General features: G+C 72.4%; 27 protein-coding genes. 7 read left to right on the top strand and 20 right to left on the bottom strand.

Annotated features, from left to right (window positions below):
* Positions 1-27: 27 nt before the first annotated feature.
* From dxs to AC3IF1_RS01865, 10 genes are all read right to left on the bottom strand, one after another.
* Positions 28-2022 (bottom strand): 1-deoxy-D-xylulose-5-phosphate synthase, encoded by a 1995-nt coding sequence (gene dxs, locus AC3IF1_RS01910; protein ID WP_489215418.1) that lies wholly within the window; start codon positions 2020-2022, stop codon positions 28-30.
* Between the two features lie 43 nt (positions 2023-2065).
* The gene (locus AC3IF1_RS01905) at positions 2066-2326 is read right to left on the bottom strand and encodes an exodeoxyribonuclease VII small subunit (RefSeq protein ID WP_243971012.1); all 261 of its coding nucleotides are present in this window, start codon (positions 2324-2326) and stop codon (positions 2066-2068) included.
* Positions 2327-2528: 202 nt separating this feature from the next.
* Positions 2529-3041, bottom strand: coding sequence for a tyrosine phosphatase family protein (locus tag AC3IF1_RS01900; RefSeq protein WP_243971010.1), 513 nt, complete (start codon positions 3039-3041; stop codon positions 2529-2531).
* Between the two features lie 51 nt (positions 3042-3092).
* Positions 3093-3653 (bottom strand): HD domain-containing protein, encoded by a 561-nt coding sequence (locus AC3IF1_RS01895; RefSeq protein ID WP_489220301.1) that lies wholly within the window; start codon positions 3651-3653, stop codon positions 3093-3095.
* Between the two features lie 38 nt (positions 3654-3691).
* Positions 3692-4306: a DNA-3-methyladenine glycosylase I gene (locus AC3IF1_RS01890; RefSeq protein WP_489215416.1), complete on the bottom strand. Its 615-nt coding sequence runs from the start codon at positions 4304-4306 to the stop codon at positions 3692-3694.
* Between the two features lie 106 nt (positions 4307-4412).
* Positions 4413-6557: a sodium-translocating pyrophosphatase gene (locus AC3IF1_RS01885; RefSeq protein WP_489215414.1), complete on the bottom strand. Its 2145-nt coding sequence runs from the start codon at positions 6555-6557 to the stop codon at positions 4413-4415.
* A 702-nt stretch (positions 6558-7259) separates the two neighbouring features.
* Complete coding sequence (gene thiL / locus AC3IF1_RS01880; protein WP_489215412.1) at positions 7260-8255, bottom strand: thiamine-phosphate kinase; 996 nt, start codon at positions 8253-8255, stop codon at positions 7260-7262.
* A gap of 3 nt (positions 8256-8258) precedes the next feature.
* Positions 8259-8864 carry a transcription antitermination factor NusB gene (nusB, locus tag AC3IF1_RS01875; protein ID WP_489215410.1) on the bottom strand — a complete coding sequence of 202 codons (606 nt, stop codon included), beginning with the start codon at positions 8862-8864 and terminating at the stop codon, positions 8259-8261.
* Positions 8865-8875: 11 nt separating this feature from the next.
* Positions 8876-9370, bottom strand: a complete 495-nt coding sequence (ribH, locus tag AC3IF1_RS01870; protein ID WP_489215408.1) for a 6,7-dimethyl-8-ribityllumazine synthase — start codon at positions 9368-9370, stop codon at positions 8876-8878.
* A 227-nt stretch (positions 9371-9597) separates the two neighbouring features.
* Positions 9598-9906, bottom strand: a complete 309-nt coding sequence (locus AC3IF1_RS01865; protein ID WP_489215406.1) for a hypothetical protein — start codon at positions 9904-9906, stop codon at positions 9598-9600.
* Positions 9907-10013: 107 nt separating this feature from the next.
* Here AC3IF1_RS01865 and AC3IF1_RS01860 point away from each other — a divergent pair, with 107 nt between their 5' ends.
* On the top strand, positions 10014-10277 hold the full coding sequence (locus tag AC3IF1_RS01860; RefSeq protein ID WP_243970605.1) for a hypothetical protein: 264 nt from the start codon (positions 10014-10016) through the stop codon (positions 10275-10277).
* A 144-nt stretch (positions 10278-10421) separates the two neighbouring features.
* Here the strand turns inward: AC3IF1_RS01860 and AC3IF1_RS01855 are convergent, their stop codons facing one another.
* The 3 genes from AC3IF1_RS01855 to AC3IF1_RS01845 all read right to left on the bottom strand — a co-directional run bounded on the left by AC3IF1_RS01855 (position 10422) and on the right by AC3IF1_RS01845 (position 12087).
* Complete coding sequence (locus AC3IF1_RS01855) at positions 10422-10667, bottom strand: hypothetical protein (protein ID WP_243970604.1); 246 nt, start codon at positions 10665-10667, stop codon at positions 10422-10424.
* Positions 10668-10820: 153 nt separating this feature from the next.
* Entirely contained in the window at positions 10821-11147 is a 327-nt protein-coding gene (locus tag AC3IF1_RS01850; protein WP_489215403.1) for a hypothetical protein, read from the bottom strand.
* Between the two features lie 181 nt (positions 11148-11328).
* Positions 11329-12087 carry a CDP-diacylglycerol diphosphatase gene (locus AC3IF1_RS01845; protein ID WP_489215401.1) on the bottom strand — a complete coding sequence of 253 codons (759 nt, stop codon included), beginning with the start codon at positions 12085-12087 and terminating at the stop codon, positions 11329-11331.
* Positions 12088-12183: 96 nt separating this feature from the next.
* Here AC3IF1_RS01845 and AC3IF1_RS01840 point away from each other — a divergent pair, with 96 nt between their 5' ends.
* From AC3IF1_RS01840 to AC3IF1_RS01825, 4 genes are all read left to right on the top strand, one after another.
* Positions 12184-12555: a hypothetical protein gene (locus AC3IF1_RS01840; protein WP_489215399.1), complete on the top strand. Its 372-nt coding sequence runs from the start codon at positions 12184-12186 to the stop codon at positions 12553-12555.
* Positions 12556-12773: 218 nt separating this feature from the next.
* Positions 12774-13304, top strand: a complete 531-nt coding sequence (locus AC3IF1_RS01835; RefSeq protein WP_243970596.1) for a Ros/MucR family transcriptional regulator — start codon at positions 12774-12776, stop codon at positions 13302-13304.
* Between the two features lie 99 nt (positions 13305-13403).
* Positions 13404-13664 carry a hypothetical protein gene (locus AC3IF1_RS01830; protein ID WP_489215397.1) on the top strand — a complete coding sequence of 87 codons (261 nt, stop codon included), beginning with the start codon at positions 13404-13406 and terminating at the stop codon, positions 13662-13664.
* A gap of 88 nt (positions 13665-13752) precedes the next feature.
* Positions 13753-15231, top strand: coding sequence for a protein adenylyltransferase SelO (locus tag AC3IF1_RS01825; RefSeq protein ID WP_489220300.1), 1479 nt, complete (start codon positions 13753-13755; stop codon positions 15229-15231).
* A gap of 16 nt (positions 15232-15247) precedes the next feature.
* Here the strand turns inward: AC3IF1_RS01825 and AC3IF1_RS01820 are convergent, their stop codons facing one another.
* Complete coding sequence (locus tag AC3IF1_RS01820) at positions 15248-15463, bottom strand: hypothetical protein (protein WP_243970592.1); 216 nt, start codon at positions 15461-15463, stop codon at positions 15248-15250.
* 192 nt (positions 15464-15655) lie between these two features.
* Between AC3IF1_RS01820 and osmF the strand changes: the two genes are divergently transcribed.
* Positions 15656-16564, top strand: coding sequence for a glycine betaine ABC transporter substrate-binding protein OsmF (gene osmF, locus AC3IF1_RS01815; RefSeq protein ID WP_243970590.1), 909 nt, complete (start codon positions 15656-15658; stop codon positions 16562-16564).
* 30 nt (positions 16565-16594) lie between these two features.
* Here osmF and AC3IF1_RS01810 read toward each other — a convergent pair whose 3' ends face one another.
* Positions 16595-17134, bottom strand: coding sequence for a YceD family protein (locus tag AC3IF1_RS01810; protein WP_243970588.1), 540 nt, complete (start codon positions 17132-17134; stop codon positions 16595-16597).
* The gene (locus AC3IF1_RS01805) at positions 17131-17706 is read right to left on the bottom strand and encodes a ubiquinol-cytochrome C chaperone family protein (RefSeq protein WP_489215394.1); all 576 of its coding nucleotides are present in this window, start codon (positions 17704-17706) and stop codon (positions 17131-17133) included. The genes AC3IF1_RS01810 and AC3IF1_RS01805 overlap by 4 nt, the downstream gene beginning before the upstream one ends.
* A 191-nt stretch (positions 17707-17897) precedes the next feature.
* Between AC3IF1_RS01805 and AC3IF1_RS01800 the strand changes: the two genes are divergently transcribed.
* Positions 17898-18395: an outer membrane protein assembly factor BamE gene (locus AC3IF1_RS01800; RefSeq protein ID WP_243970586.1), complete on the top strand. Its 498-nt coding sequence runs from the start codon at positions 17898-17900 to the stop codon at positions 18393-18395.
* Here AC3IF1_RS01800 and AC3IF1_RS01795 read toward each other — a convergent pair.
* The 4 genes from AC3IF1_RS01795 to ygfZ all read right to left on the bottom strand — a co-directional run bounded on the left by AC3IF1_RS01795 (position 18332) and on the right by ygfZ (position 23359).
* Positions 18332-19051: an HAD hydrolase-like protein gene (locus AC3IF1_RS01795; RefSeq protein WP_243970585.1), complete on the bottom strand. Its 720-nt coding sequence runs from the start codon at positions 19049-19051 to the stop codon at positions 18332-18334. The genes AC3IF1_RS01800 and AC3IF1_RS01795 overlap by 64 nt on opposite strands.
* 1 nt (position 19052) lies before the next feature.
* On the bottom strand, positions 19053-20966 hold the full coding sequence (locus AC3IF1_RS01790; RefSeq protein ID WP_489215391.1) for a PAS domain S-box protein: 1914 nt from the start codon (positions 20964-20966) through the stop codon (positions 19053-19055).
* Between the two features lie 166 nt (positions 20967-21132).
* The gene (locus AC3IF1_RS01785) at positions 21133-22224 is read right to left on the bottom strand and encodes an alkene reductase (protein WP_243970581.1); all 1092 of its coding nucleotides are present in this window, start codon (positions 22222-22224) and stop codon (positions 21133-21135) included.
* A 286-nt stretch (positions 22225-22510) separates the two neighbouring features.
* The gene (gene ygfZ, locus AC3IF1_RS01780; RefSeq protein ID WP_243970580.1) at positions 22511-23359 is read right to left on the bottom strand and encodes a CAF17-like 4Fe-4S cluster assembly/insertion protein YgfZ; all 849 of its coding nucleotides are present in this window, start codon (positions 23357-23359) and stop codon (positions 22511-22513) included.
* Positions 23360-23445 lie beyond the last annotated feature (86 nt).

Genomic DNA, 23445 nt, shown 5'->3' with positions numbered 1-23445 from the left:
GACTGGATGGACGCTGAGTTCGAAAACTCAGCCCGGGCGGCGGCGCACGCTCACCACGTTGCTGGCCGCCTCGGCCTTGCCGGCCGCGGCCGGCAGGGTATCGAGCGCCATCCTGACGATGGCGGCGGCGTCGAGCCCGGCCTCGGCGTACATCTTCTCCGGGCTGTCGTGGTCCTGATAGGTGTCCGGCAGCGTCAGGGTCCGCACCCGGACCCGGCCCGCATCGAGCGCGCCCCGCTCCGCCAGCAGGTGCAGCACCATCGCCCCGAACCCGCCCCGCGAGCCCTCCTCGATCGTCAGAAGCACCTCGTGGTCCCGCGCCAGATCCAGGATCAGCGCCTCGTCCAGCGGCTTGGCGAAGCGCGCATCCGCCACGCTCACCCCGACGCCCTGATCCGACAGCGTGTCCGCCGCCTTCAGCGCCTCGGACAGGCGCGTGCCCAGGCTGAGGATCGCCACCCGCGCCTCCGCGTCCCGCCGCACCACCCGACCCTTACCGATCGGAAGCACCTCGCCCCGCTCCGGCAGCTCGACCCCGACCCCCTCGCCGCGCGGGTAGCGCAGGGCGATCGGGCCGGAATCGTGCGCGTGGGCGGTCGCCACCATGTGGACCAGCTCGGCCTCGTCGGAGGCCGCCATCACGGTCATGTTCGGCAGGCAGCACAGATACGCCAGGTCGAAGGCCCCGGCATGGGTCGCCCCGTCCGCCCCGACCAGCCCGGCCCGGTCCAGGCAGAACCGCACGGGCAGGTTCTGCAAAGCCACGTCGTGCACGACCTGGTCGTAGGCCCGCTGCAGGAAGGTCGAGTAGATCGCCACGAACGGCCGGTAGCCCTCGGTGGCCAGGCCGCCGGCAAAGGTCACCGCGTGCTGCTCGGCGATGCCGACGTCGAAGGTCTTGTCCGGGTGCGCCTTCCCGAACAGGTCGATCCCGGTGCCGCCGGGCATCGCCGCGGTGATCGCCACGACCCGGTCGTCGGCGTCGGCCGCCTTGATCAGGCTCTCGCCGAACACCCTTGTATAGGCCGGGGCGTTCGGCTTGGCCTTGGCCTGGACGCCCGAGACCACGTCGAACTTGACCACCCCGTGATAGCGGTCGGCGCTGGCCTCGGCCGGGGCGTAGCCCTTGCCCTTCCGGGTGACCACGTGGAGCAGGATCGGGCCGTGCTCGGCGTCGCGGACGTTCTTCAGGACCGGCAGCAGCTGGTCGAGGTTGTGCCCGTCGACCGGCCCGACATAGTGAAAACCCATCTCCTCGAACATCGTGCCGCCGCCGACCACGAGGGAGCGGGCATATTCCTCGGCCGCGGCCGCGCGCTGGTAGAGCGCCTTCGGCAGGAGCTTGCCGAGCTGCTTGGCGGTCTCGCGCAGGGACTGGTAGGTGCCGCCCGAGGCCAGCCGCGCGAGGTAGCCCGACATCGCGCCCACCGGCGGGGCGATCGACATGTCGTTGTCGTTGAGGATCACGATCAGGCGCGAATGCAGGGCGCCGGCATTGTTCATGGCCTCGTAGGCCATGCCGGCCGACATCGAGCCGTCGCCGATCACCGCGATGGCGTTGCGGCGCGTCACGCCGCGGCCCTTGGCCTTGGCGGCGGCCGCGTCGAGGTCGCGGGCGACCGCCATGCCGAGCGCGGCCGAGATCGAGGTCGAGGAATGGGCCGCGCCGAACGGGTCGTAGACGCTCTCGGAGCGCTTGGTGAAGCCCGACAGGCCGCCGCCCTGGCGCAGCGTCCGGATGCGGTCGCGGCGCTCGGTGAGGATCTTGTGCGGGTAGCACTGGTGGCCGACATCCCAGACGATCCGGTCGTCGGGGGTGTCGAACACGTGGTGCAGCGCGACCGTGAGTTCGACCACGCCCAGCCCCGAGCCGAGGTGTCCGCCGGTGACCGAGACCGCGTCGATCATCTCGGCGCGCACCGCCTCCGCCACCGCCGCAAGCTCCGATTCCGGAAGACGGCGCAACGCCGCCGGATTCGGGACACGGTCGAGAAGTGCGCTCTGCTCGGGGGTAATCGCCACGGCATCAACCTCTAACGGACGGGATCGGTCGGACCGCCGAGCCTCAGGACATATCGAGCGGGGCGACGCCCTCGGGCCGCCCGTCGGAGCCGTGGGTGATCCGCTGGATCCGCGCCTCGGCCCGCTTCAGGAGCGCCTCGCAATGCTTCTTCAGCACCTCGCCGCGCTCGTAGATCGCCACCGACTCGTCCAGCGGGACGTCGCCCCGCTCCAGCCGGCGCACGATTTCCTCGAGCTGTTCCAGCGCCTTCTCGAAGGGCAGGTCGCCGGCGGCCGGGGCCGCCTCGGGTCTGCTCACGGTCATCCCAGATACTTCCTTTGGACAGGTTCTACGGCGCCAGCCCCCACCGCCACAACCCAGGCAACCGGGGGGCACGGCGGCCGAAAGCCGTTTTGGCCCGGCGCGGCGACGTTTCCGCCACACTGTCCGCCACGCTCGCCCCCCGGTCGAGACCGCCGCCCCGCCGTCGTCCAGGGGCCGCCGCCGGGTCTGTCTGCGCGGCCGGTCACGTGAGCGTGAGGCAGAACGGCACGCCCTCGAAGGCGTCCGCGCCGCGGCCGATCCGCTCGATCGCCGCCACCATGCGGCCGGCGCGGCCGAGCATGCGGTCGGCGATGGCCACGAACAGGGGGTTGGGCGTCGCGGACGGGGAGGCCGCCCGCAGGGCCTCGGCGATCGCGCCCTCGTCGCGCTCCGGTGCCAGCGCGCAGGCCGCGATATAGGCCGCCGCGGTCGAGCGGCTGATTCCGGCATAGCAATGGATGACCAGCGGCTGCGCCCGGGGCCAGGCCCGGACGAAGGCCAGGATGCCGGCGACATGGTCTTCAGCCGGCAAAACGTGGCCCTCCCGCGGGGCCGCGATATCGCTGACCCCGATCACCACGTGGTTGTCGGCCGCGATCAGAGCGGGTCGCTCCAGGGGCGTTCCGACATTGACGAGCGTGAGCACGTGGCTCGCGCCGGTGGCGGCGACGGTCTCGGGCAGGCGCGAGAGCGGGCAGACATGGAGGGTCGACATGATGGGCGCGCCTCTGCCGTGCGATCGTGACGGATCGAGGGCGGAGATCCGTCAGCCCGGGCGGAGCGTGTGGAACCGCGCGCGGAATCGGGCCTCGGCCTCGGCGGTGGGCCAGGGCTCGGCCAGGGCGACGACCGCCTCGGGCAACTCTTCCGGCCGGCCGAAATGGAGCGCGGCCTCGTCCGGGGCGAAACCGGCGAGCCGGACCGCCTCCAGATGGGCCGCGACCCGGTCGGCCCGCTTCACCAGCCGGGCGAGGGCGGGCGCCGGGGCTGGCAGGTCGAAGCGGCGGCGTATGGCGTCGAGCAGGCGCAGTTCGACGCCGCGATAGGCGTCGCCGATCGCGGCCTTCAGCGGGGAGATGATGTCGCCGACCACGTATTCCGGGGCGTCGTGCAGGAGCAGTTCCAGGCTGTCCGGATCGGTGCAGCCCGGGGCGAAGTGGCGGCCCACCGCCTCGACCAGCAGGCTGTGCTGGGCCACCGAGAACACGTGCGGGCCGCGGGTCTGGCCGTTCCAGCGGGCGACCCGGGCGAGCCCATGGGCGATGTCGGCGATCTCGATGTCCCGGGGCGCGGGATCGAGGAGGTCGAGCCGCCGCCCGGACAGCATCCGCTGCCAGGCCCGGGGCGGCGGGCTGTGCGCCGGGCTCACGGCGCCCGCCCGAGCCCGGCGCAGGGCCCGTGCCGATGGCAGCCGACGAGGTGATCGTTGACCATGCCCTCCGCCTGCATGAAGGCGTGCACGATCGTGGGGCCGCAGAAGGAGAAGCCCTCCGCCTTGAGGGCCTTGCCGATGGCGCGCGACACCGGCGTCTCGGTGGCGATCTCGGCCCGGCTCCGGGCGCTGCCCTGGACCGGGCGGCCGTCGACGAAGTCCCAGAGGAAGCGGGAGAAGCCGGGGCCGCTCTCCTCGATCCGCAGCCAGGCCCGGGCCCCCGCGATCGTCCCGAGGATCTTGGCGCGGTTGCGGATGATGCGGGCGTCCCCCATCAGACGGGCCACGTCGTCCTCAGTGAAGCGGGCGATCCGCTCCGGGTCGAAGCCCGCGAAGGCGTCGCGGAAGCCGTCGCGGCGGCGCAGGATGGTGATCCAGGACAGGCCGGCCTGGAAGCCGTCGAGGATCAGCTTCTCGTAGAGCGCCCGTCCGTCGCGCTCGGGCACGCCCCATTCGGTGTCGTGATAGGCGACGTAGAGCGGGTCGAGGCCCGCCCACCAGCAGCGGGGGCAGCCATCGGGATGCGCGATCAGGCCGGTCTCGGACATCGGACCGGTGTAGCGAGAACAGGAGAGGAACGCCACCGCCGAGCCGGGGCGGGTGCCGGCGTACGCGCATCGCGCCGGGTAGCGGACCCGGCGCGGTTCCCGCCTCTCAATAATGCGCCAGCACCGCCAGCAGCAGCAGGGCGATGATGTTGGTGATCTTGATCGCCGGGTTCACGGCCGGTCCCGCCGTGTCCTTGTAGGGGTCGCCGACCGTATCGCCGGTCACCGCCGCCTTGTGGGCGTCGGAGCCCTTGCCGCCGTGGTGGCCGTCCTCGATGTACTTCTTGGCGTTGTCCCAGGCGCCGCCGCCGGAGGTCATCGAGATCGCCACGTAGAGGCCGGTGAGGATGACGCCGAGCAGGCTCGCCCCCACCGTGGCGAAGGCCTGGCTCTTGCCCGCGATCAGCTGGATCACGAAGAACAGCACCACCGGCGACAGGACCGGCAGCAGCGAGGGCACGATCATCTCCTTGATCGCCGCCCGGGTCAGCATGTCGACCGCCCGCCCGTAATCCGGCCGGTCGGTGCCCTGCATGATCCCGGGCTTCTCCCGGAACTGGCGCCGGACCTCCTCGACCACCGCGGCCGCCGCCCGGCCGACCGCCGTCATGGCGATGCCGGCGAACAGGAACGGGATCAGGCCGCCGAGCAGCAGCCCGACCACCACGTAGGGGTTGGACAGGGAGAAATCGACGCTGACGCCCTGGAAGAAGCGGTACTGCGTCGGGCTCGCATTGGCGATGAAGTAATTCAGGTCCGACGTGTAGGCGGCAAACAACACCAGGGCGCCGAGGCCGGCCGAACCGATCGCGTAGCCCTTGGTCACCGCCTTGGTGGTGTTGCCGACCGCGTCCAGGGCGTCCGTGGACTTGCGCACCTCGGCGGGCAGGCCGGCCATCTCGGCGATGCCGCCGGCATTGTCGGTGACCGGCCCGAAGGCATCGAGCGCCACGATGAAGCCCGCGAGCGCCAGCATCGCGGTGACCGCGATGGCGATGCCGAACAGGCCGGCGAGCGCGTGGGTCGCGATGATGCCGGCCACGATCACGAGGGCCGGGAGCGCCGTCGATTCGAGCGAGATCGCCAGGCCCTGGATGACGTTGGTGCCGTGGCCGGTGACCGAGGCGTCGGCGATGGATTTCACCGGGCGGAAGTTGGTGCCGGTGTAGTACTCGGTGATCACCACGATCAGCGCCGTGATGGCGAGCCCGATCACCGCGCAGCCGAACAGCCCGCCCGACGTGAAGGTCACCCCGGTGGAGGTGGTGAAGGACGTCGAGAAGCCGCCGAGCAGGGTCAGGTTGACGATGGCGATCGCCACCACGGACAGCAGCCCCGCGGTGATCAGGCCCTTGTAGAGCGCCCCCATGATCGACTGATTGGCCCCGAGCCGCACCGCGTAGGTGCCGGCGATCGAGGTGAGGATGCAGGCCGAGCCGATCGCCAGCGGGTAGAGCATCATCGGCTCGAGCACCGCCCGGCCGCTGCCGGTGGGTCCGGAGAAGAAGATCGCGGCCAGCACCATGGTGGCCACGACGGTCACCGCGTAGGTCTCGAACAGGTCGGCCGCCATGCCGGCGCAGTCACCGACATTGTCGCCGACATTGTCGGCGATCGTGGCCGGGTTGCGGGGGTCGTCCTCCGGGATCCCGGCCTCGACCTTGCCGACGAGGTCGCCCCCGACATCGGCGCCCTTGGTGAAGATGCCGCCGCCGAGCCGGGCGAAGATCGAGATCAGCGAGGCGCCGAAGCCGAGCGCCACCAGGGCGTCGATCACCTCGCGGCTCGACGGGTCGAGCCCGGCGCCGCGGGTGAGGAACAGGTAATAGAGGGCCACCCCCAGGAGCGCGAGCCCGGCCACCAGCATGCCGGTCACTGCCCCGGACTTGAACGCCATGTCGAGCCCGGCGCCGAGCGAGGTCGCGGCGGCCTGGGCGGTGCGCACGTTGGCCCGCACCGAGACGTTCATGCCGATGAAGCCGGCCGCGCCGGACAGCACGGCGCCGATCAGGAAGCCCACCGCGACCTTGATCCCGAGGAACACGGCGAGCAGCACGAACAGGACCACACCGACCAGGCCGATGGTCGTGTATTGCCGGCGCAGGTACGCCTGCGCGCCCTCCGCGATGGCGGCGGCGATCTCCTGCATGCGCTGGGTGCCGGCGTCGCGCCGCATCACGTCGAGGATCGTGATGATGCCGTAGGCGACGGCACAGAGCCCGCCCACGATGATGAGGATCAAGGGAATCATTCGACCGTCCTTGTTCTTATCGTGCCTGGCGGGGGCTTGTGCGTGTCGAGCGTGGCCGCTGAGAGCGGTCACGGGATGTGGCGCGCGGTTTTGGGGCTTTCCTTCCCAGAACAATGCCTTGATTGCCAAACTTCGCCGGTGAGCGCAAACGCTGTCTTGCACTTCGTTGCAGCGCGAAAACTGGAAGCCGCGCCGCGCGATAGGCAGGCGGTGACGATCGAGAATTATTCTGCCGGTTTTTCGAGCCGATGGCCGTGATCGGATGCGGGCCCCATGGGCGGCGGATGAGGGCAATGGTCGGGTGCAAGCGCGTCTCCCTCCCCCCTCTGCGGGGGAGGGTGGCCCCCGAAGGGGGTCGGGAGAGGGGAGCGACGGTGCAGAATGGGACTGCGCGCATCATGACGGTCGCGCCCTGTCCTGAAGCCGCGCTCCCCTCTTGCGGGACTTCGTCCCGGCCCGACCCCGCGGGGGGGGGAGGGAGGGCGCAGGTCATTTCTGGAGCAGGCCTGAAGTTCAGCCGGAGCGATACAAAACCCGATGTGTGAATCTGGTCGCCGCTGCGGGGGAGGGAGCGCGCGCGGGGCCGGCCGTTGCCCGCATCCGGAAGCGATGTGTGACCGTCCTAGGGCTGCGGGAGACGGCCGCTCGCCGGTGTCGCGCCGCGGCGTGATGGCGGCCCAATCGGGCCGCGCGGGTCCGGCCTCAGAAGTGGCTGAAGGCCCCGGTGGCGAACACGCGGGCAGCCCCGTCGCCCGACTCGAAGCGGGGCGGGCCGTCGCCCGCGGTGACCGTGCCGATGGCGGTGAGCGGCACCCCGGCCGCGGCCGCATCGACCCGGAACGCGTCGAGCCCCTCCGGCGCCACCGTGCAGAGGATCTCGTAATCGTCGCCGCCGGTCAGGACCGTGTCGATCAGGTCCGGCTCCGTCGCGCAGGCGGACCGGGCCGCCTCCGAGAGCGGCACCGATTCCACCGCGATCCGGGCCGAGCGGCCCCCACCCAGCATCTTGGCGAGGTCGCCCGCGAGGCCGTCGGACACGTCCATGGCCGCGGAGGCGTGGCGGCGCAGGGCGGGCGCCGCGGCAAGGCGGGGGCGCGGATGCAGGTAGCGGTCGGCCAGCGCCGCCCGCAGCGCCGGATCCAGGCCGGCCGCCCAGGGCGCAGCCGGGTCCAGGCGCAGGCGCAGGCCGAGGGCGGCGTCGCCGATCGTGCCGGTGACGCAGATCCGGTCGCCGATTCGGGCATGGGTCCGCCGCACGATCGCGCCGGCCGGCACCTCGCCGACCATGCTGATGCCGATCAGCGCCGGCCCGCCGGAGCGCACCGTGTCACCGCCGAGCAGCGGGCAGCCCGCCGCAGCGGCTGCCGCGCCGAGCCCCGCCGAGAAACCGGCGAGCCAGTCCTCCGTCCAGTCGTCGGGCAGCGCCAGGGTCAACAGGAAGCCGCGCGGGACCGCGCCCTTGGCGGCGATGTCGGAGAGGTTCACGCCGAGCGCCTTGCGGGCGATGGAGGCGGGCGGATCGTCGGGGAAGTAGTGGAGTCCGGCGACCACCGCGTCGGCGGTGAGGACGAGGTCGTGGCCGGGGGACGGCGTCAGGGTGGCGGCGTCGTCCCGGAGTCCGTCCGCGCCCGGCCCCGCCAGGGGGGCGAAGTAGCGGGCGATCAGCCCCTCCTCGGAGGAGCGGGCCGGGCCCGACACGGGTCAGGCCTTCTCGGCGGGCGGCCGCGTGGGGAGGGGCCTGGACGAGCCCGGCTTGCCGGACCCCTTGCCGGACCCCTTGCCCGAGCCTTTGGCGGCCGCGACCTCGCCGGGCCGGACCTCCCGGGCGACCCGGTCGAGCACCGCGTTGACGAGGCCCGGCTCGTCGGCGGTGTAGAAGCTGTGCGCCACGTCGACGTATTCCGAGATCGCCGCGCCCACCGGCACGTCGGGCCGGAACATCAGCTCGTAGGCCCCCGCCCGCAGGATCGCCCGGAGCACGATCTCGATGCGCCGGAGCGGCCAGCCCTGGGCGAGCGCCTGGTCGAGCTTCTGGTCGATCGCCCGCTGCTCCGCGACGGTGCCGCGGAGCAGGTCGCGGAAGAACGCGGTCTCGGCCTGGGGATGGACGATGCCGTCGATCTCCCGGCCGATCCAGAACGCCTCGAACTCGGCCAGCGCGTCGAGGACGCCCTTGCCGGAGATGTCCATCTCGTAGAGCGCCTGCACGACGGCGAGGCGGGCGCCGGTGCGCGGGCTGATCGTCGCCGTCCCGGGGGCCGCGCCGGCGGCGGCGCCCTCCGGCGGGGTGTCGGTCGTCCCGGTCATGTCGGTATCCGTCATCGCGGGCGCACTGCCTCGGCCGCGCGTTTGAGGGCGAGCACGCCGAGGGCCGCCTCGGCCGCGCCGCCGCCCTTGTTCATCTCGGCCACCCGGGCGCGGGCCAGCGCCTGCGCCTCGGTCTCGACGGTGAGGATGCCGTTGCCCAGCGGGATCCGGCGGTCGACCGAGAGGTCCATCAGCGCGCGGGCGCTCTCGCCGGCGACGATGTCGTAATGGCCGGTCTCGCCGCGGATCACGCAGCCCAGCGCCACCACGGCGTCGTAGGGCACCGCGTCGAGCAGGATCGCCACGGTGGCGGGAATCTCCAGGGCCCCGGCCACGGTGACCACGGTGGCGTGCGCCGAGGCGGCCGCGATCGCCGCGCGGGCGCCGGCCAGGAGTTCGTCGGCGATCGCCTCGTAGTAGCGCGCCTCGACCACGAGGATGCGGGCCCCGGCCAAGGCCGGATCCTGGGGCTTCGGCGCCGTGTCGGCGCGGGTATGGGCGACCATGGCTCTCGTCCGGCCGGACTATCGGGGGGCAGGCGTGCGGTGCGACGGGCGCCCGCATGGGTGAGGACGGTTAGACCGAAGCGGCCGGCGCCACAAGCGGGGCGCGGCGGTGACCCGCCGGTGGAGGATCCGCGCCGTGCCGGGCGTAAGGCGCGCGCCTCTGCCCCGGTGGACTGCCCCGTCCAACCAAGGGCGGCCCGCCCCGGGGACCTTCGCGTTCCGCGGCCTCAGGGGCCGTCGCCGGCCTCCGGGGCCGGATCGGGGCCGTCAATGGACCTGGCGAGTTCGGTCAGCACCTCCTCGACCATGGGCGGCCAGGGCGCGTTCTCATCATCCATCAGCCGCGCGGCGCCGACCAGGGCGGCGATCTGCTCCTCGTAGACCGGCCGCCCGACGAGTTGCGCGTAGCGCACCCGGGCGGCGAGCGCCGTCGCCAGGCGCTGGACCTCCGCGAGCTTCGCGTTCGGCGCGCGGATGCCGTCGCCGTTGCCCATCCCGTCGCCCCCTTCCGACCGTCGCTCGTCCTCATAGGCCATGGCCGGCGCGCCGTCAGGTGGCCCCGTGCCGAACCGGCCGGCGGGAACTTCCGGCGTCCGGAGGCGTCGGTTCCACACACAGACGCTTGCCGTTTCAGGAGCTTCCCATGCGTATGTCGACGATCTTCGCGGTGACCGCGGCCCTCGCCCTCGGCTCCGTGCCCGCCTGGGCGGATCCCGCCAGCGAGACCGGCACCGGCGGCGGCCCGACCTCTACCGCGAAGGCCCCGCACACCGCCGCGACCGGCCAGACGGTGCCGAATCCGGGCGCCCTCAACCCGAAGGAGACCGGCAGCATCGATCGGCGCAGCGTGAACGAGCGGCAGGACGACGCAATCACCCGTGGCATCTGCATCGGCTGCTCGCGCTAGCGCGTCGTCCCGAAAGCGCACACACCGTACCCGGCCTCAGTGTCCGGCACGGTGTGCGCGTCCCGGCGCCGCGTCCCACGGCTTTGGGCAATCGGACCGGCGGCGCGGGTTAGGCGCCGGCGACCCGCGGCAACCTGGGCTCGCTCAGCTCTCGGCCCGCAGGCTCTTCACGATCCGGCCCGCGATCTTGCGCACGGCCGCGTCGTCCCGCGCCTCGCCCTCGGCCTTGTCCCAGAGGTGGTCGAGGCTTGCGTCGAGTTCGTCCAGCAGTTCCGGATGACGCTGGGCGAGGAAGCGGATCGTCCCGAACAGCAGGTGCTCGGTCGCCATCTCGCGGCGGCGGGCCTCGACGACTGGGTCGAGGGGCGGCGTGGGGGTGTGGTCGGTCATGCGGGCCCAACGATCGGTCGGCGGTCCGGTTCGGCACGGCCGGCGCGGTGCGACGCCGCAAGAGACGGGTGATCGGTCACGGACAGCAAAGGCCACCGCGCCCGGTTGGCCGGGCCCGCCGGGCGCACGGGGGTTGACGCGTGATCCGCGCGCTCAGCGGCGCAGGGCGCCGATCCAGGCGGTCAACGGCTCCACGAAGGCCGCCCAGGTCCGCGACCAGACCGTCCCGGGCCGTCCGTCCTCGGCCGGGCGGCCGGACATCAGGGCCGCCACCAGGGCGTCCTCGCTGGGCTTGCACTCGTCCAGGGCGTTGCGCTCGTTCCCGGCGCGGCTCTGCCCGGCGGGCTGATGCGCCGCGGAGTCGCGCAGGCAGCGGTGCCAGGCCCGTTCCAGCGCGCGCGGGTCGGCCGGATCGGCCGCCGCGTTCGCGCCCGCCGGGACGGCGGTCACGAGGAGGAGCGCGCACAGGGCCGGGACCACGCCCGGACGCGTCCAGCCCGGGAGCCACCGAAAACCCCTGTCGTGACGCGCCCGTCCCCGCCGAACCGTGATCCAGGTCGACGGAGAGCGCGTGAACACCGTCCTGCGCATCCCCGTCCTATGCCCCAGGGCCGTACCGTCCGGATAGAACGGATCGGCAACAGTCGCGCGCGCTCGGCGGTCAGCTGTCCCGGCGCGCGCGGGCCGCCCGGCAGCCGTGATCCATCAGTTCCTCGGCGCTCGCCTCCGGCATCCTGTAGGCGAGGACGATCATGCCGGCCCGCTCGTCGTCGGGGTCTGCCGAGACCGCCGCGAAGCTCGCATCGTGCAGCCGCCCCCGCCAGCCCGGCACGCGCGCCAGGGCCTCGAACGGGTTGAAGCCCTCGACCGCATCGGCCGGCACCCGCAGGGCGAGATAGCGCTCCTCCTCCAGGGGGACGGGGAACGGGGCCCAGCTCTCGCCGACGGCCGGGCCATGCGCCTTCAGGGCCGCCATGACGCTGCGGTGCAGGCAATCGAGATGGATGTGCAGCTGATCCTGGCTGCGGCCCCCCACCGAGTTCACCTCCAGGCCGACCGCCGCGACCGGAAGGCGGCCCGGGAGGGCGTCCGACACGAAGTGCCGCGCGTCGAGCGCCGCCCGCCAATAGGCGGCGCCGCGGGGCCCCTGGAGCACCGGCGCCTCGATCCCCGACACGTTGTCGGTGGGCATCACCACCGTATGGGTCGGCTGACCCGGCGCGCGCAGCACCGCCGTCCCGGGCCGCGCCCCGTCACCGAGATCGACGGACAGGCAGGGGAAGCTCCGGCCCGCGGCCTTCTTGGCGAGGACGCAGCCCTGCAGCGCGACCCACAGCACGTCGCGCACCGGGTTGGCCGCGTCGGCGGCCGGCATCGACGTGAAGGCGAGCAGCGTCGCGAGGACCAGCATTCGGCGCATGAGCAGGCTTTCCGGTCCTCGGCGGCCGTTAAGCGACAGGCAACGGCTCGCGGACATTGTATGCCGAAGCCGTCAGTATGAGGTTACGGAACGTCGATGCTTCGATTGGACACGCAGCGGCTCGTCCTGGTGCGCATCGCCGCCTGGATCCTGGTGGCCTTCATCGCCGCCGTCACCCTGGTGCCGATCGGCCTCCGGCCGGTGGTGACGGCCAATCCGAGCCTCGAACGGATCGCGGCCTACGCCCTGGCCGGGATGCTGATGATGGTGGGCTATCCGCGGCACCGGTTCCAGATCCTGATCGGCAGCGTGCTCCTCGCCGGCGCCCTCGAGGCGGCGCAGACCCTGACCAGCACCCGCCACGGCCGGGTCGAGGACTTTTTCGTGAAGGCGGCCGCCGCGCTGGCCGGCGTGGTGGCGGGTCTCGCCGTCGCGGCCCTGCGCCCCCAGGGCCCGGCGAGCGGGTAGGCACCTGTCCGAGCCCGCGTGCGGAGGCGGGACCCGGTGGAACGCGCATTCCCATTGTAACCGAGTTTATCCAACGCCGACGCCGCCATTGACTTATGTTATTATTTTTGGTTGAACCGGTATATAACGACCAGGATCAGTTATAATCGATCAGGTGTGCCCTTGACTAATGGCAAGGGACGCCACGTTCATGGTGTACTCCCGCGAGAGAGGCGCCGATGGAAGACACCACATCAATCCCGAACCATGACCAGATCGATTTCGTCGAACTGACCGCCGACATCGTCTCGGCTTACGTAGCCAACAACTCCGTCCCGATGCCCGACCTGCCGACGCTCCTCTCCGGCGTCCATGCCGCGCTGACCGGATTGGGCCAGGGCTCGGCCCCGGCCGAGCCGGACTTCAAGCGGCCGACGCCCGCGCAGATCAAGAAGTCGATCACGCCGGACGCGCTGACCAGCTTCATCGACGGCAAGCCCTACAAGACGCTGAAGCGGCATCTCACCGGCAACGGCATGACGATCGAGCAGTACCGCCAGCGCTACGGCCTGCCGCCCGATTATCCGACGACGGCGTCGAGCTACTCGGCGATGCGGGCCGAATTCGCCCGGAATGCCGGCCTCGGCCACAAGCGGAGGGGCTCGGCCGCCAAGCACGCCGACGCGTCCGAGACCGTGGCGGCGTCGCCGGAGGCGGCCGGCAAACCCGCCAAGGGCCGCAAGACCAAGAAAGCCGACGCGCAGGTCTGAGCGCGTCGGACCGGCGGTTCCGGATGGGGCCGGGGCAGCCCGCGGCCGGAACGACGCGGGCGGCCGGCCGTTGCCTCCCCGAATGCCAGGGAGCCCCGCTTGAACCGAACGATCCTCGCCCTCCTCCTCGCCGCCACGACCGTGGTCGGGCTTCAAGCGTCGACCCGGGCGCAGGACCGGACCGGTTCCGGGGCGGAGCCGAAGACCGAGACCGCGGTCAAGCCGGACGCCGACACCCACGAGCCGGGCAAGACGGCCACGGAGGCCGTGACCAACCCCTCCGCCGTGCCGCCGACCGAGGGCGCGGTCGGCACCGGCAAGCCGCCGGCCACGCAACCCCCGTCGGCGCCGGGTCGATAGGCCGCCCCGCGCGGGTCGAGGTCGGTCGCCCCGCGCATCCTGGACGGTGGCCGCGCTTGTTCGCGGGGCGGCCGCTCCATAGATGCCGATCATGATGTCATTCCCCTTCGACAACAGCTACGTCCGCCTGCCGGAGCGCTTCTTCGCGCGCCGGGCGCCGACGCCGGTGGCGGCCCCCCGCCTGATCCAGGTCAATCGGACGCTCGCCGGGGAACTCGGCCTCGATCCGAACTGGCTGGCGGGCTCCGAAGGCGTTGCGGCGCTCGCGGGGAGCAGCATCCCGCCGGGCGCAGACCCGGTCGCCACGGCCTATGCCGGCCACCAGTTCGGCCAGTTCGTGCCGCAACTCGGCGACGGCCGCGCGGTCCTGCTCGGCGAGGTGGTGGGCCGCGACGGGCGCCGCCGGGACATCCAGCTGAAGGGCGCGGGCCCGACGCCGTTCTCCCGGAGCGGCGACGGGCGTGCGGCCCTCGGACCGGTGCTGCGCGAGTACCTCGTCAGCGAGGCCATGGCGGCGCTCGGCATCCCGACCACCCGGGCGCTCGCCGCGGTGGCGACGGGCGAGCCCGTGATGCGCGAGACCCCGCTGCCCGGCGCGGTGCTCACCCGGGTGGCGGCGAGCCACATCCGGGTCGGCACCTTCCAGTTCTTCGCGGCCCGGGGCGACGTCGAGGCGCTGCGGGCGCTCGCCGACCACGTCGTGGCCCGGCACTATCCCGAGGCGGCGCAGGCCCAAAATCCCTACCGGGCGCTGCTCGACGGCGTCATCGCCGCCCAGGCGGCACTGGTCGCGCGCTGGCTGCTCGTGGGCTTCGTCCACGGGGTGATGAACACCGACAACATGTCGGTCGCCGGCGAGACGATCGATTACGGGCCCTGTGCCTTCCTGGATGCCTACGATCCCCGGACGGTCTACAGCTCCATCGACCGGGCCGGGCGCTACGCCTACGGCGAGCAGCCGCGCATCGCCCTCTGGAACCTGACGCGGCTCGCCGAGACCCTGCTGCCGCTGCTCGCCGACGACGAGACCGAGGCGGTCGCCGCCGCCGAGGCCGCGCTCGCCGGCTACGCGCCGCACTTCGAGGCGGCCTATCACGGCGGCCTCGCCCGCAAGATCGGTCTCGGCGACCTCCGGGAGGGCGACGCGGCGCTGGCGGGCGACCTCCTGCGGCGCATGGCCGATAACCAGGCCGACTTCACCCGCACGTTCCGAGCCCTGTGCGAAGCGGCGGAGCGGCCGGCGGGCGACGGCGCCGTGCGCGACCTGTTCGTCGACCCCACCGCCTATGACGATTGGGCCCCCCGCTGGCGGGCGCGGCTGGCCGAGGAGGCCCGCGATCCGGCCGAGACCGCCGCCGCCATGCGGGCGGTCAACCCGGCCTTCATCCCGCGCAACCATCAGGTCGAGGCGATGATCGCGGCCGCCGTCGAGCGGGCCGATTTCGCGCCCTTCGCGGCGCTCCTGGCGGTCCTGGCGCGACCCTACGCGGACCAGCCGGACCAAGCGCGCTTCGCCGAGGCGCCGGAGGGCGGCGGGGTGGGCTACCGGACCTTCTGCGGCACCTGACGCGCCCGGGGCGCGCTCAGGCCTGCGGCCAGGTGTAGATCTCGTGGACGCTGCCGTCGGTCCGGAACCAGTGCACCCGGGTGGCCGGGTTGAAGCCGTGATCCCGATACGAGGTGGCGATCACCGACACGAGCGAGGCCGCCATCGAACGGTCGTGGATGTCGTAGGCCAGGAGCTGCGGTGAGCCCCCGTCGGTTCGGGCAAGATCGCGGACGAAGATCGAATACGACATGTCGCTGACTCGGCTCGATCTGAAACAACCTTTCCCTTCATATATCGCCAAGATCGCGGCCGTTCATTGCAGCCTCGTGTAAAGGTTAAGGGATATTCATCGGATTTCGACGATTTGATTGAACCTTCACCAACCGGTATCCGCTTCAGGCCGCGGGCAGTCCGGGCGGCGCGGACAGGAGGGGTCGGGCCGATGGCGAAGCGGATCCTCGCGGGGCTCGTCGCGCTGCTCCTCGCCCTGTCCGGCGCGCGGGCGGGCGCCGTCGTGGTCGCCTCCAAGCTCGACACCGAGGGCGGGGTTCTCGGGAGCATCATCCTGCAGGCGCTGAACGCCCGGGGCATTCCGACGGTGGACAAGACCCAGCTCGGGGCCACGGCGATCCTGCGCCAGGCCCTGCTGGAGGGCCAGATCGACATCTACCCGGAATATACCGGCAACGCGGCGTTCTTCTTCGGCCGGCCGGACCTCCCGGTCTGGAAGGACGCGGCGGCGGCCTACGAGACCGCCCGGACCCTGGACCTGAAGGCCAACGACCTCGTCTGGCTGACGCCGGCCTCGGCCAACAACACCTGGGCGATCGCGGTGCGGGCGGAGATCGCCGAGGCCGCCGGCCTGCGGACCATGAGCGATTTCGGCCGCTACGTGGCCGGCGGCGGGGCGATCAAGCTCGCGGCCTCCACGGAATTCGTGAGCACTCCGGCCGCGCTCCCGGCCTTCGGCCGGACCTACGGCTTCGCGCTCCGACCGGACCAGCTCGTCATCCTGGCGGGCGGGGACACCGCCGGCACGATCGCCGCGGCGGCGCGGGGTACCTCGGGGACGAACGCCGCCATGGTGTTCGGGACCGACGGCAGCCTCGCCGCCGCCCGGCTCGTGGTGATGGATGACGACCGGGGCGTCCAGCCGGTCTACCAGCCCGCGCCGGTGGTCCGGGGGGCCGTCCTCAGGGCCCATCCGGAGATCGCCCCGGCGCTCGACCCGATCTTCCGCGCCCTCGACCTCGTCACCCTGCGGGACCTCAACGGCCGCGTGCAGCTCGGCGGCGAGCCGGCCGCGTCGGTGGCGGCGGATTTCCTCAGGCGGAGCGGCTTCGTGCCCTGAAGCCGCGGGGTCGAGGGGGCGGACCGGCGCTCAGCCCCCGCCGTCGCGGAGCCTGCGCAGCCCGGCGAGGGGGCCGGCGTCGTCGCCCGCCACCACTGGCTCGAAGGCGATGCCGGGCTTGCGCGGATACGGATCCAGCCCCAGCGCCAGGAACTCGGCGGTGAGCGCGCCGAAATCGATGCGGCCGCCGACGAGGGGGTCGGGGATGTCGGCATCCTCGGCATCGGTGCCGGCGAGCTGGTCGGTATCTGTGAAGACGACCTCGACCGGTTCGCTGACCGGCCCCTCGAACGGTTCGAGGCTGACGGTGCAGACCTGAGTCACCAGGGCCTCCACGGTCCCCGTCACCGTGAGGCGGCTGGTGGAGCCGGTGATCGCGAACCGCCCGACCAGATCGCGCAGGCCGGGGATGCCGAAATCGGCCGCGAGCGCGGCGCACTCGGCCGGGCTCGCCTCCACGGTGACGGCGCCGCGCCCCTGGGGCAGGCGCTCGACATTGACCCAGCGCACGAGCGGTCCGCTGTCCCGCACGCCGTCTTGGGCGATCTCCCGGCGGCTGTCCCGGCTCATGCGATGCCTCCCGTCGATCCTCCGGCCGGAACGGCCGCCGCGGTGATGCCGTCCGGCTCTGGAAACGGTGGCCCGGCCCCGAGCAGGCCGTCGAGGTCGGCGCCCGACAGTTCCGCGTCGGCCGCCTGCACGTAGGCGGCGAGGCCCGCCCCGTCGCCCGCCCCGCCGAGGACGTTGCGGACCAGCGCCGCGCGCAGGGCCTCGCCGTCGCCCGCGTCGAGGGCGGAATCGTAGCCCGCGGCCCGGCCGTAAAAGGCGGCCCCGAGCTTCTTCATCCGCTTGGCCACGCCCATGTCGCCGACGCCCAGCTCGCGCAGGGACGCGTCGAGCTGGGTGAAGACGGAATTCACGAGATCCTGCGCCACCTCGGCGGCCGGATCCGGCAGCCGGTTCAGCCGCCGCAGGACCAGGATCGCGTGCAGGCACAGGGCCTCGAAGCGGCCCTCCACGGTGTCGGGCACGCCCAGGCGCGTATAGAGGCCCGGGCGGCGGGCCGCCATGCTCAGGGCCAGGTGCAGCCCCTCCACGGCGCGGCGCCGCGCATGCGCCCGCCTGAACAGCCGCGCGATCATCGGTGCCACGCCCCGTTGGGGTGCGACGCCCCGATGGGGTGCCACGCCCCGGCGGCCTGTGGCCAAGCTTGCCTTGTCAAAGCCATAACCCCGCGGTACGGCAACCCACGCCCAGGGCGCAAGCGTCGTCGGAGTCCTGTGCCGGCGGTGTCGGTCGCGCCCCGTCCGTTCACACGTTCTCTGGGGGCCCGATGCGGCGCCGTCTCGTTCAGTCCTTCGCGCGCCTCGCCCTGGTCGGCCTTGCGGGAGCCGGGCTGTCCGGCTGCATCGGCGAGGAGCTGCGCCACGGCTACCAGGTCGATCAGGCGGCCCTCGCCACGATCAAGCCGGGCATGAGCCCCGAGCAGGTCCTGCAGATCCTGGGCACGCCCTCGACCGTGTCCACGGTGGGCAACAAGTCCTGGTACTACATCTCCCAGAACACCCGCCGGACGATCATGTTCATGGGCGAGCAGGTCGAGGACCAGAAGGTCACGGCCGTCTACTTCACCGCTGCCTTCAAGGTCGAGCGTGTGGCGCTCTACGGCCTCCAGGACGGTCGGGTGTTCGACTTCATCGAGCGCACCACGCCCACCAGCGGCGCCGATCGGGCCTTCCTCAGCCAGCTGTTCCGCGGCCTGACCCGCTACGAGCCGTTCGGCAGCGGCAACGGCGCCAGCGTCGTGCCGGGCGCCAACCGCGGTATGTGAACCGGAGTGCCCGCCAGCAGGCGGGCGATCTCCGCAGGTTCCGAGAACAGGTATTCGGGTCCCTGCGCCGCCAGCGCCTGCGGGTCCGTATAACCCCACGCCACCGCGCCGAACGGGCAGCCAAGGGCCCGGGCCGCCTCTAGATCGCGGATCTCGTCGCCGATGCACAGGGCCTGCGCCGGCGCCACGCCCCGGCGCGCGAGGAGCCGCCGCAGCCGCCGCGCTTTGCCGAACAGTGCCGCCCCGCAGGCATAGGTGTCGATGAGGGCCGTATTGTCCGGCCCGAGCACCCGTCTGACCGTGTCGGCGCGGTTCGACGACAGGATCGCCATCGGCACGCCGGTCCGCGCGAGGCCGGCCAGCATCTCGGGCACGCCCGGAAACAGCGCGATCTGCGCCGCGTCGCGGGCCGCCAATGTGTGCATGTGGCGGGCGATGAACGGCAGCTTCCAGCGCGGGATGCCGAGATGGGCCACGATCGCGCGGGCCCCCTGGAGGCGTAAGCCCTCGACCTCGTGCGCCTCGACCTGTCGGAAGCGATAGCGCGCGGCGACACCGTTCATGACCGAGCAGAACCAGTCGAAGCTGTCGGCCAGCGTCCCGTCGAAGTCGAGCACGACGAGGCGCGGCCCGGCGCCGTCCATCCGACCGGCCATCTCAGGCCCGGAGGTTCTCGATCGGCACGCTGAGCCGCATCAGGAGGCCGCCGGGGGCCCAGTCGTGCTCCAGCACGCCGTCGAGCTGGCCGGCGACGCTGCGCTCGGCCAGGACCGTGCCGAATCCCTTCCGGGAGGGCGCGCCGGTGACCGGCGGCCCGCCCGCCTCCTGCCAAGTCAGCGTGTAGCGCCCCGCCTCCCGGCACCCGCTCAAGGAGACGCCGCCCGCCTTGGTGGAGAGGCCGCCATACTTCATGGCGTTGGTGGCCTGCTCGTGCATGATCAGCGCGAGGGCGGTGGCGGTGCGCTCGCCGATCTCGGCATCGTCGCCGGAAATCGCCACCCGCGCCTGTCCGCCCTCCTCGTAGGCGGCCATGATCAGACGCATCAGGCCGAGCACGGTCTGACCCGCCACCGCGGGGGCGCTGTCGGGGGAATGCGGCCGGACGTATTCGTGGGCCCGCGCCAGGGCGCCGAGCCGCTCGCGGAAGGCCTTGGCGAAGGGCTGGGCCGCGGGATCGCTCCGGGCGGTGAGCGCGGCGAGGCCGCCGACCACGGCGAAGATGTTCTTGATCCGGTGCGACAGCTCTCGGATCAGCAGGTCGCGGGCCTCCTCGGCGCGCTTGGCCTCCCGGAGGTCGCGGGTGACGGTGGCGTAGCCGACCTCGGTCCCGGTCGGGTCGCGCACCGGGAAGATGTTGTAGAGGACCGCCACCGGCTCCCCCGTGCCGAAATGCCGGAAGGCCAGTTCGCCCTCCCAGAACCCGTCCCGGCGCATCGCCGGCATCACGGTCTCATCCAGGATGCGGCGGCTGTCGTCGGTGAAGAAATCGGGGATCCGGTGCCGGCGGGCGACCGCGAGATCGGGCAGCCCGACGAGGGACAGGGCCGCCTCGTTGAGATGGGTGATCTCGCCGTCGAGCGTCGAGAGGCCGATGAAGTCCTTCGAGGTCTCGACGATGGCGGCGAGCTTGCGCGCCTCGGCCTCGGCCCGCTTCAGGTCGTCGATGTCGGTGCAGGTCCCGAACCAGCGCTCGATCTGCCCGGCCCCGTCGCGGATCGGCATGGCGCGGCCGAGCGTCCAGCGATACGCGCCGTCGCGATGGCGCAGGCGGTACTCGATCTCGTAGGGCTCGCCGGTGGCCAGCGAGTGGCGCCAGCGTTCCCAGGCCAGCGCCTGATCGTCGGGAAGGAACATGTCGTTCCAGCCCTCGCCGTCGGTGGAGCCGTAGGGCACGCCGGTGAACTCGTACCAGCGGTCGTTGTAGTAATCGTGGAACCCGTCGGGCCGGGTGGTCCAGACCATCTGGGGCATCGCCGAGGTCATCACCCGGAAGCGGCGCTCGCTCGCGGCGACCTCCGCCTCGCGGCTCGCCACCTGGGTCAGGGTCCGGCGATGCTCCAGGAGGTTCGAGATCTGGCGCGCCAGGGCGGCGAGCGTGGCGGTCTGATCCGAATCGAGCCCCTCCGACCGCGGCACCCGGTCGAGCACGCACAGGGCGCCGAGCGGGACGCCGCGCTCGCCCCGGATCACCGCGCCCGCGTAGAAGCGGAAGCCCTCGGGTCCGGTCACCAGGGGGTTCTGGATGGTCCGGGGGTCGGCGGTCAGGTCGGGGATGACGAGCAGCGCCCCGGCCTCGATCGTGTGGGCGCAGACTGAGCAGTTGATCGGCAACTCGCGCTTGCCGAGTCCGACCTCCGACTTGAACCATTGCCGCTCGGCATCCACCAGGCTGACGAGGGCGACCGGCGCGCGGCAGACATAGGCGGCGACCCGCACGAGATCGTCGTAGAGCGGCTCCGGCTCGGTATCGAGGATCGCGAGGTCGTGCAGCTCCGCAAGCCGATCCGCGGTGCTCCAGGCGCCGACTGTCGGTTCGAGGGCCGCGATCGCGTGAGGTGCCGGCAGATCCATGTCCGGCTCCAAATAGGGGCCTCGGGCGCAGCTGCCTAGATGTGACCGCATAGGACCGCCGCGCCTTCGACCGGCGCGGCGATCGTCCCGGGCCTGGGGCGCCCGGAGCCGTCCCCGCTCCGATCGCGATTGGGAACGGCTCCGAGCCTTTGCTTTGGCGTGCGCCCTACGCGGCGCGAGCCTCGCCGAGGGTCGGATAATCGACGTAGCCCTCCGGGCCCTGGCTGTACCAGGTGGCGGCCTCGTCCTTGGCGAGGGGGGCGCCTGTGGCGATGCGCTCGACCAGGTCCGGGTTGGCGATGAAGGTCCGCCCGAACGCGATGGCGTCGGCGTCCCCGGCATCGAGCGCCTTCTGACCGCTGATCCCGTCGTAATCGGCGTTCAGGATCATCGGATTGCGGAACACGCGCCGCATCGCCGGGGCGATCGGCGGATGGTCGGCCTTGCCAAAGGTGCCGTCGGGACCCGGCTCGCGCATCTCCAGGAAGGCGATGTCGATATCGGCCAGCGCCTGGGCGGCGGCCACGAACAGCGGCTCGGGATTCGAATCGTTGCAGCCCTGGATCGCGCCGTTGGGCGACAGACGCACGCCGGTGCGCTCGGGGCCCGCAACCTTGGCGACCGCCTCGGTCACCTCGCGCAGCAGCCGCACGCGGTTCGCGATGGACCCGCCGTACTGGTCGGTGCGGTGGTTGGTGCCGTCGCGCAGGAACTCGTCGATCAGGTAGCCGTTCGCGGCGTGGATCTGCACCCCGTCGAAGCCGGCCGCCAGGGCGTTGGCGGTGGCGCGCTCATAATCGGCCAGCAGCCGCGGGATCTCGGCGACCTCCAGCGGACGCGCCTCGGCATAGGGCTTCTTGCCAGAATAGGTGTGGGCCTGGTCCGGGGCCGTGGTGGCCGAGGCCGAGACCGGCTTCTCGCCGCCGAGGAAGTCCGGATGGACCAGCTGGCCCATATGCCAGATCTGGCAGACGATCTTGCCGCCCCGGTCATGCACCGCCTTCACGATCGGCCGCCAGGCATCGACCTGGGCGTCGGACCAGATCCCCGGCGCGTAGGGCCAGCCGAGGCCCTCTTGGGAGATGCCGGTGGCCTCGGTGAGGATCAGGCCGGCGCCGGCGCGCTGGGCGTAATACTCGGCCATGATCGGGGTCGGCACGTGCTCACGCGTGCCGCGGCCGCGGGTGAGCGGGGCCATGAAGATCCGGTTCTTCGCCTCGATGGCGCCGACGCGGATCGGGTCGAGCAGGGACGGCATGGGATACCTCGTTCTGGTGCGGCGCGGGCCGCATCCGGTTTGTTCCGGCGCCGAGGTGGCGTCGCGGCGCGGTGATGCCAAGGTGCACTGCAGCATCGCGGGTCGGTCCGTGCGCGAGCGCACGTCTCGGCAGAGCGGGATCGGCCCGGCTTTTTCGATCTGCGGTGTGCCGCGTCGCCCCGTAGCGGCCGCAGTGCGGCGGGGTCCAGGCACGAACACCCGGCTGCTTCTGGACGCCCGGATCCGGATGGGCCGGGCGGGCGGTGGAAGCCTGTCCGTTAAATCCTCACCCCGCCCTGGTCGCCGCCTCCGGCATCGGGAAGGTCGCGTAGGCGGGCCGTTCCAGCCTCACGGGATGCTCGCCCGCCCGCGGCGTCTCGCCGGCGTCACGCGCATCGCCCAGCCGGTCGATCCGGACCAGGGCGAGGCCGCGCGGGCCGGCGACGCTGCCGGTGGTGCCCAGGACCTTGCCGCCCGCCGTGATCTCGGTGCCCGGTGCGGGAACGCCGTCCGGGTAGGCGGCCGCCAGGATGCGAGTCCGGGCGGTGCCCCGGTGCTGCATCCGCGAGACGACCTCCTGGCCGACATAGCAGCCCTTCCGGAAGTCGACGCCGCCGAGCTGGTCCATCAGCGCCTCGTGCGGGAACGCGTCGCCGAAGGCGTAGTCGCGCCCGCCCTCGGGGATGCCCAGCGCGATCCGGTGCGCGTGGTAATCGGCCTCCGCGGCATCGGCCGAGAAGGCGCCCGCGGCGGCGTAGAGCCGCGCGCCGAGATCGGGGTGGCGGGAATCCGCGACGGGCTCGGCCGCCGCCGGAGCGGCGCCGTCCCAGGCGACCGCGACCGCCACGGTGGGGTCGGCGGCGATCACCGCCTGGGCCCGCAGGCGGTAGAGCGTCAGGCGCTTGGCCAGATCCGCGGCCCGGTCCACCGGCAGGTCGAACCGGAATCCGTCCGGGATCCGCGAGACGAGGAAATCGAACAGGATCTTGCCCTGCGGCGCCAGCAGGGCCCCGAGCCGCGCTTCTGCGGGCTGGAGCGTCTCGACGTTGCAGGTCAGCACGCCCTGGAGCAGCGCGGCGGCGTCCGGGCCGGTGACGGTGACGAGGGCGCGGTCCGGCAGCAGGGCGACGGGCATGGCAGGCGGTTCCTTACGCGACGGGGGCGGTCCGGCGTGCCGGCCCGCGGAGCCGGGAGGTAAGCGCTGCCCGCCCGCGCCTCAAC

The sequence above is a fragment of the Methylobacterium sp. E-012 genome, assembly GCF_057836545.1.
This window is presented reverse-complemented; position numbering and strand designations above follow the sequence as displayed.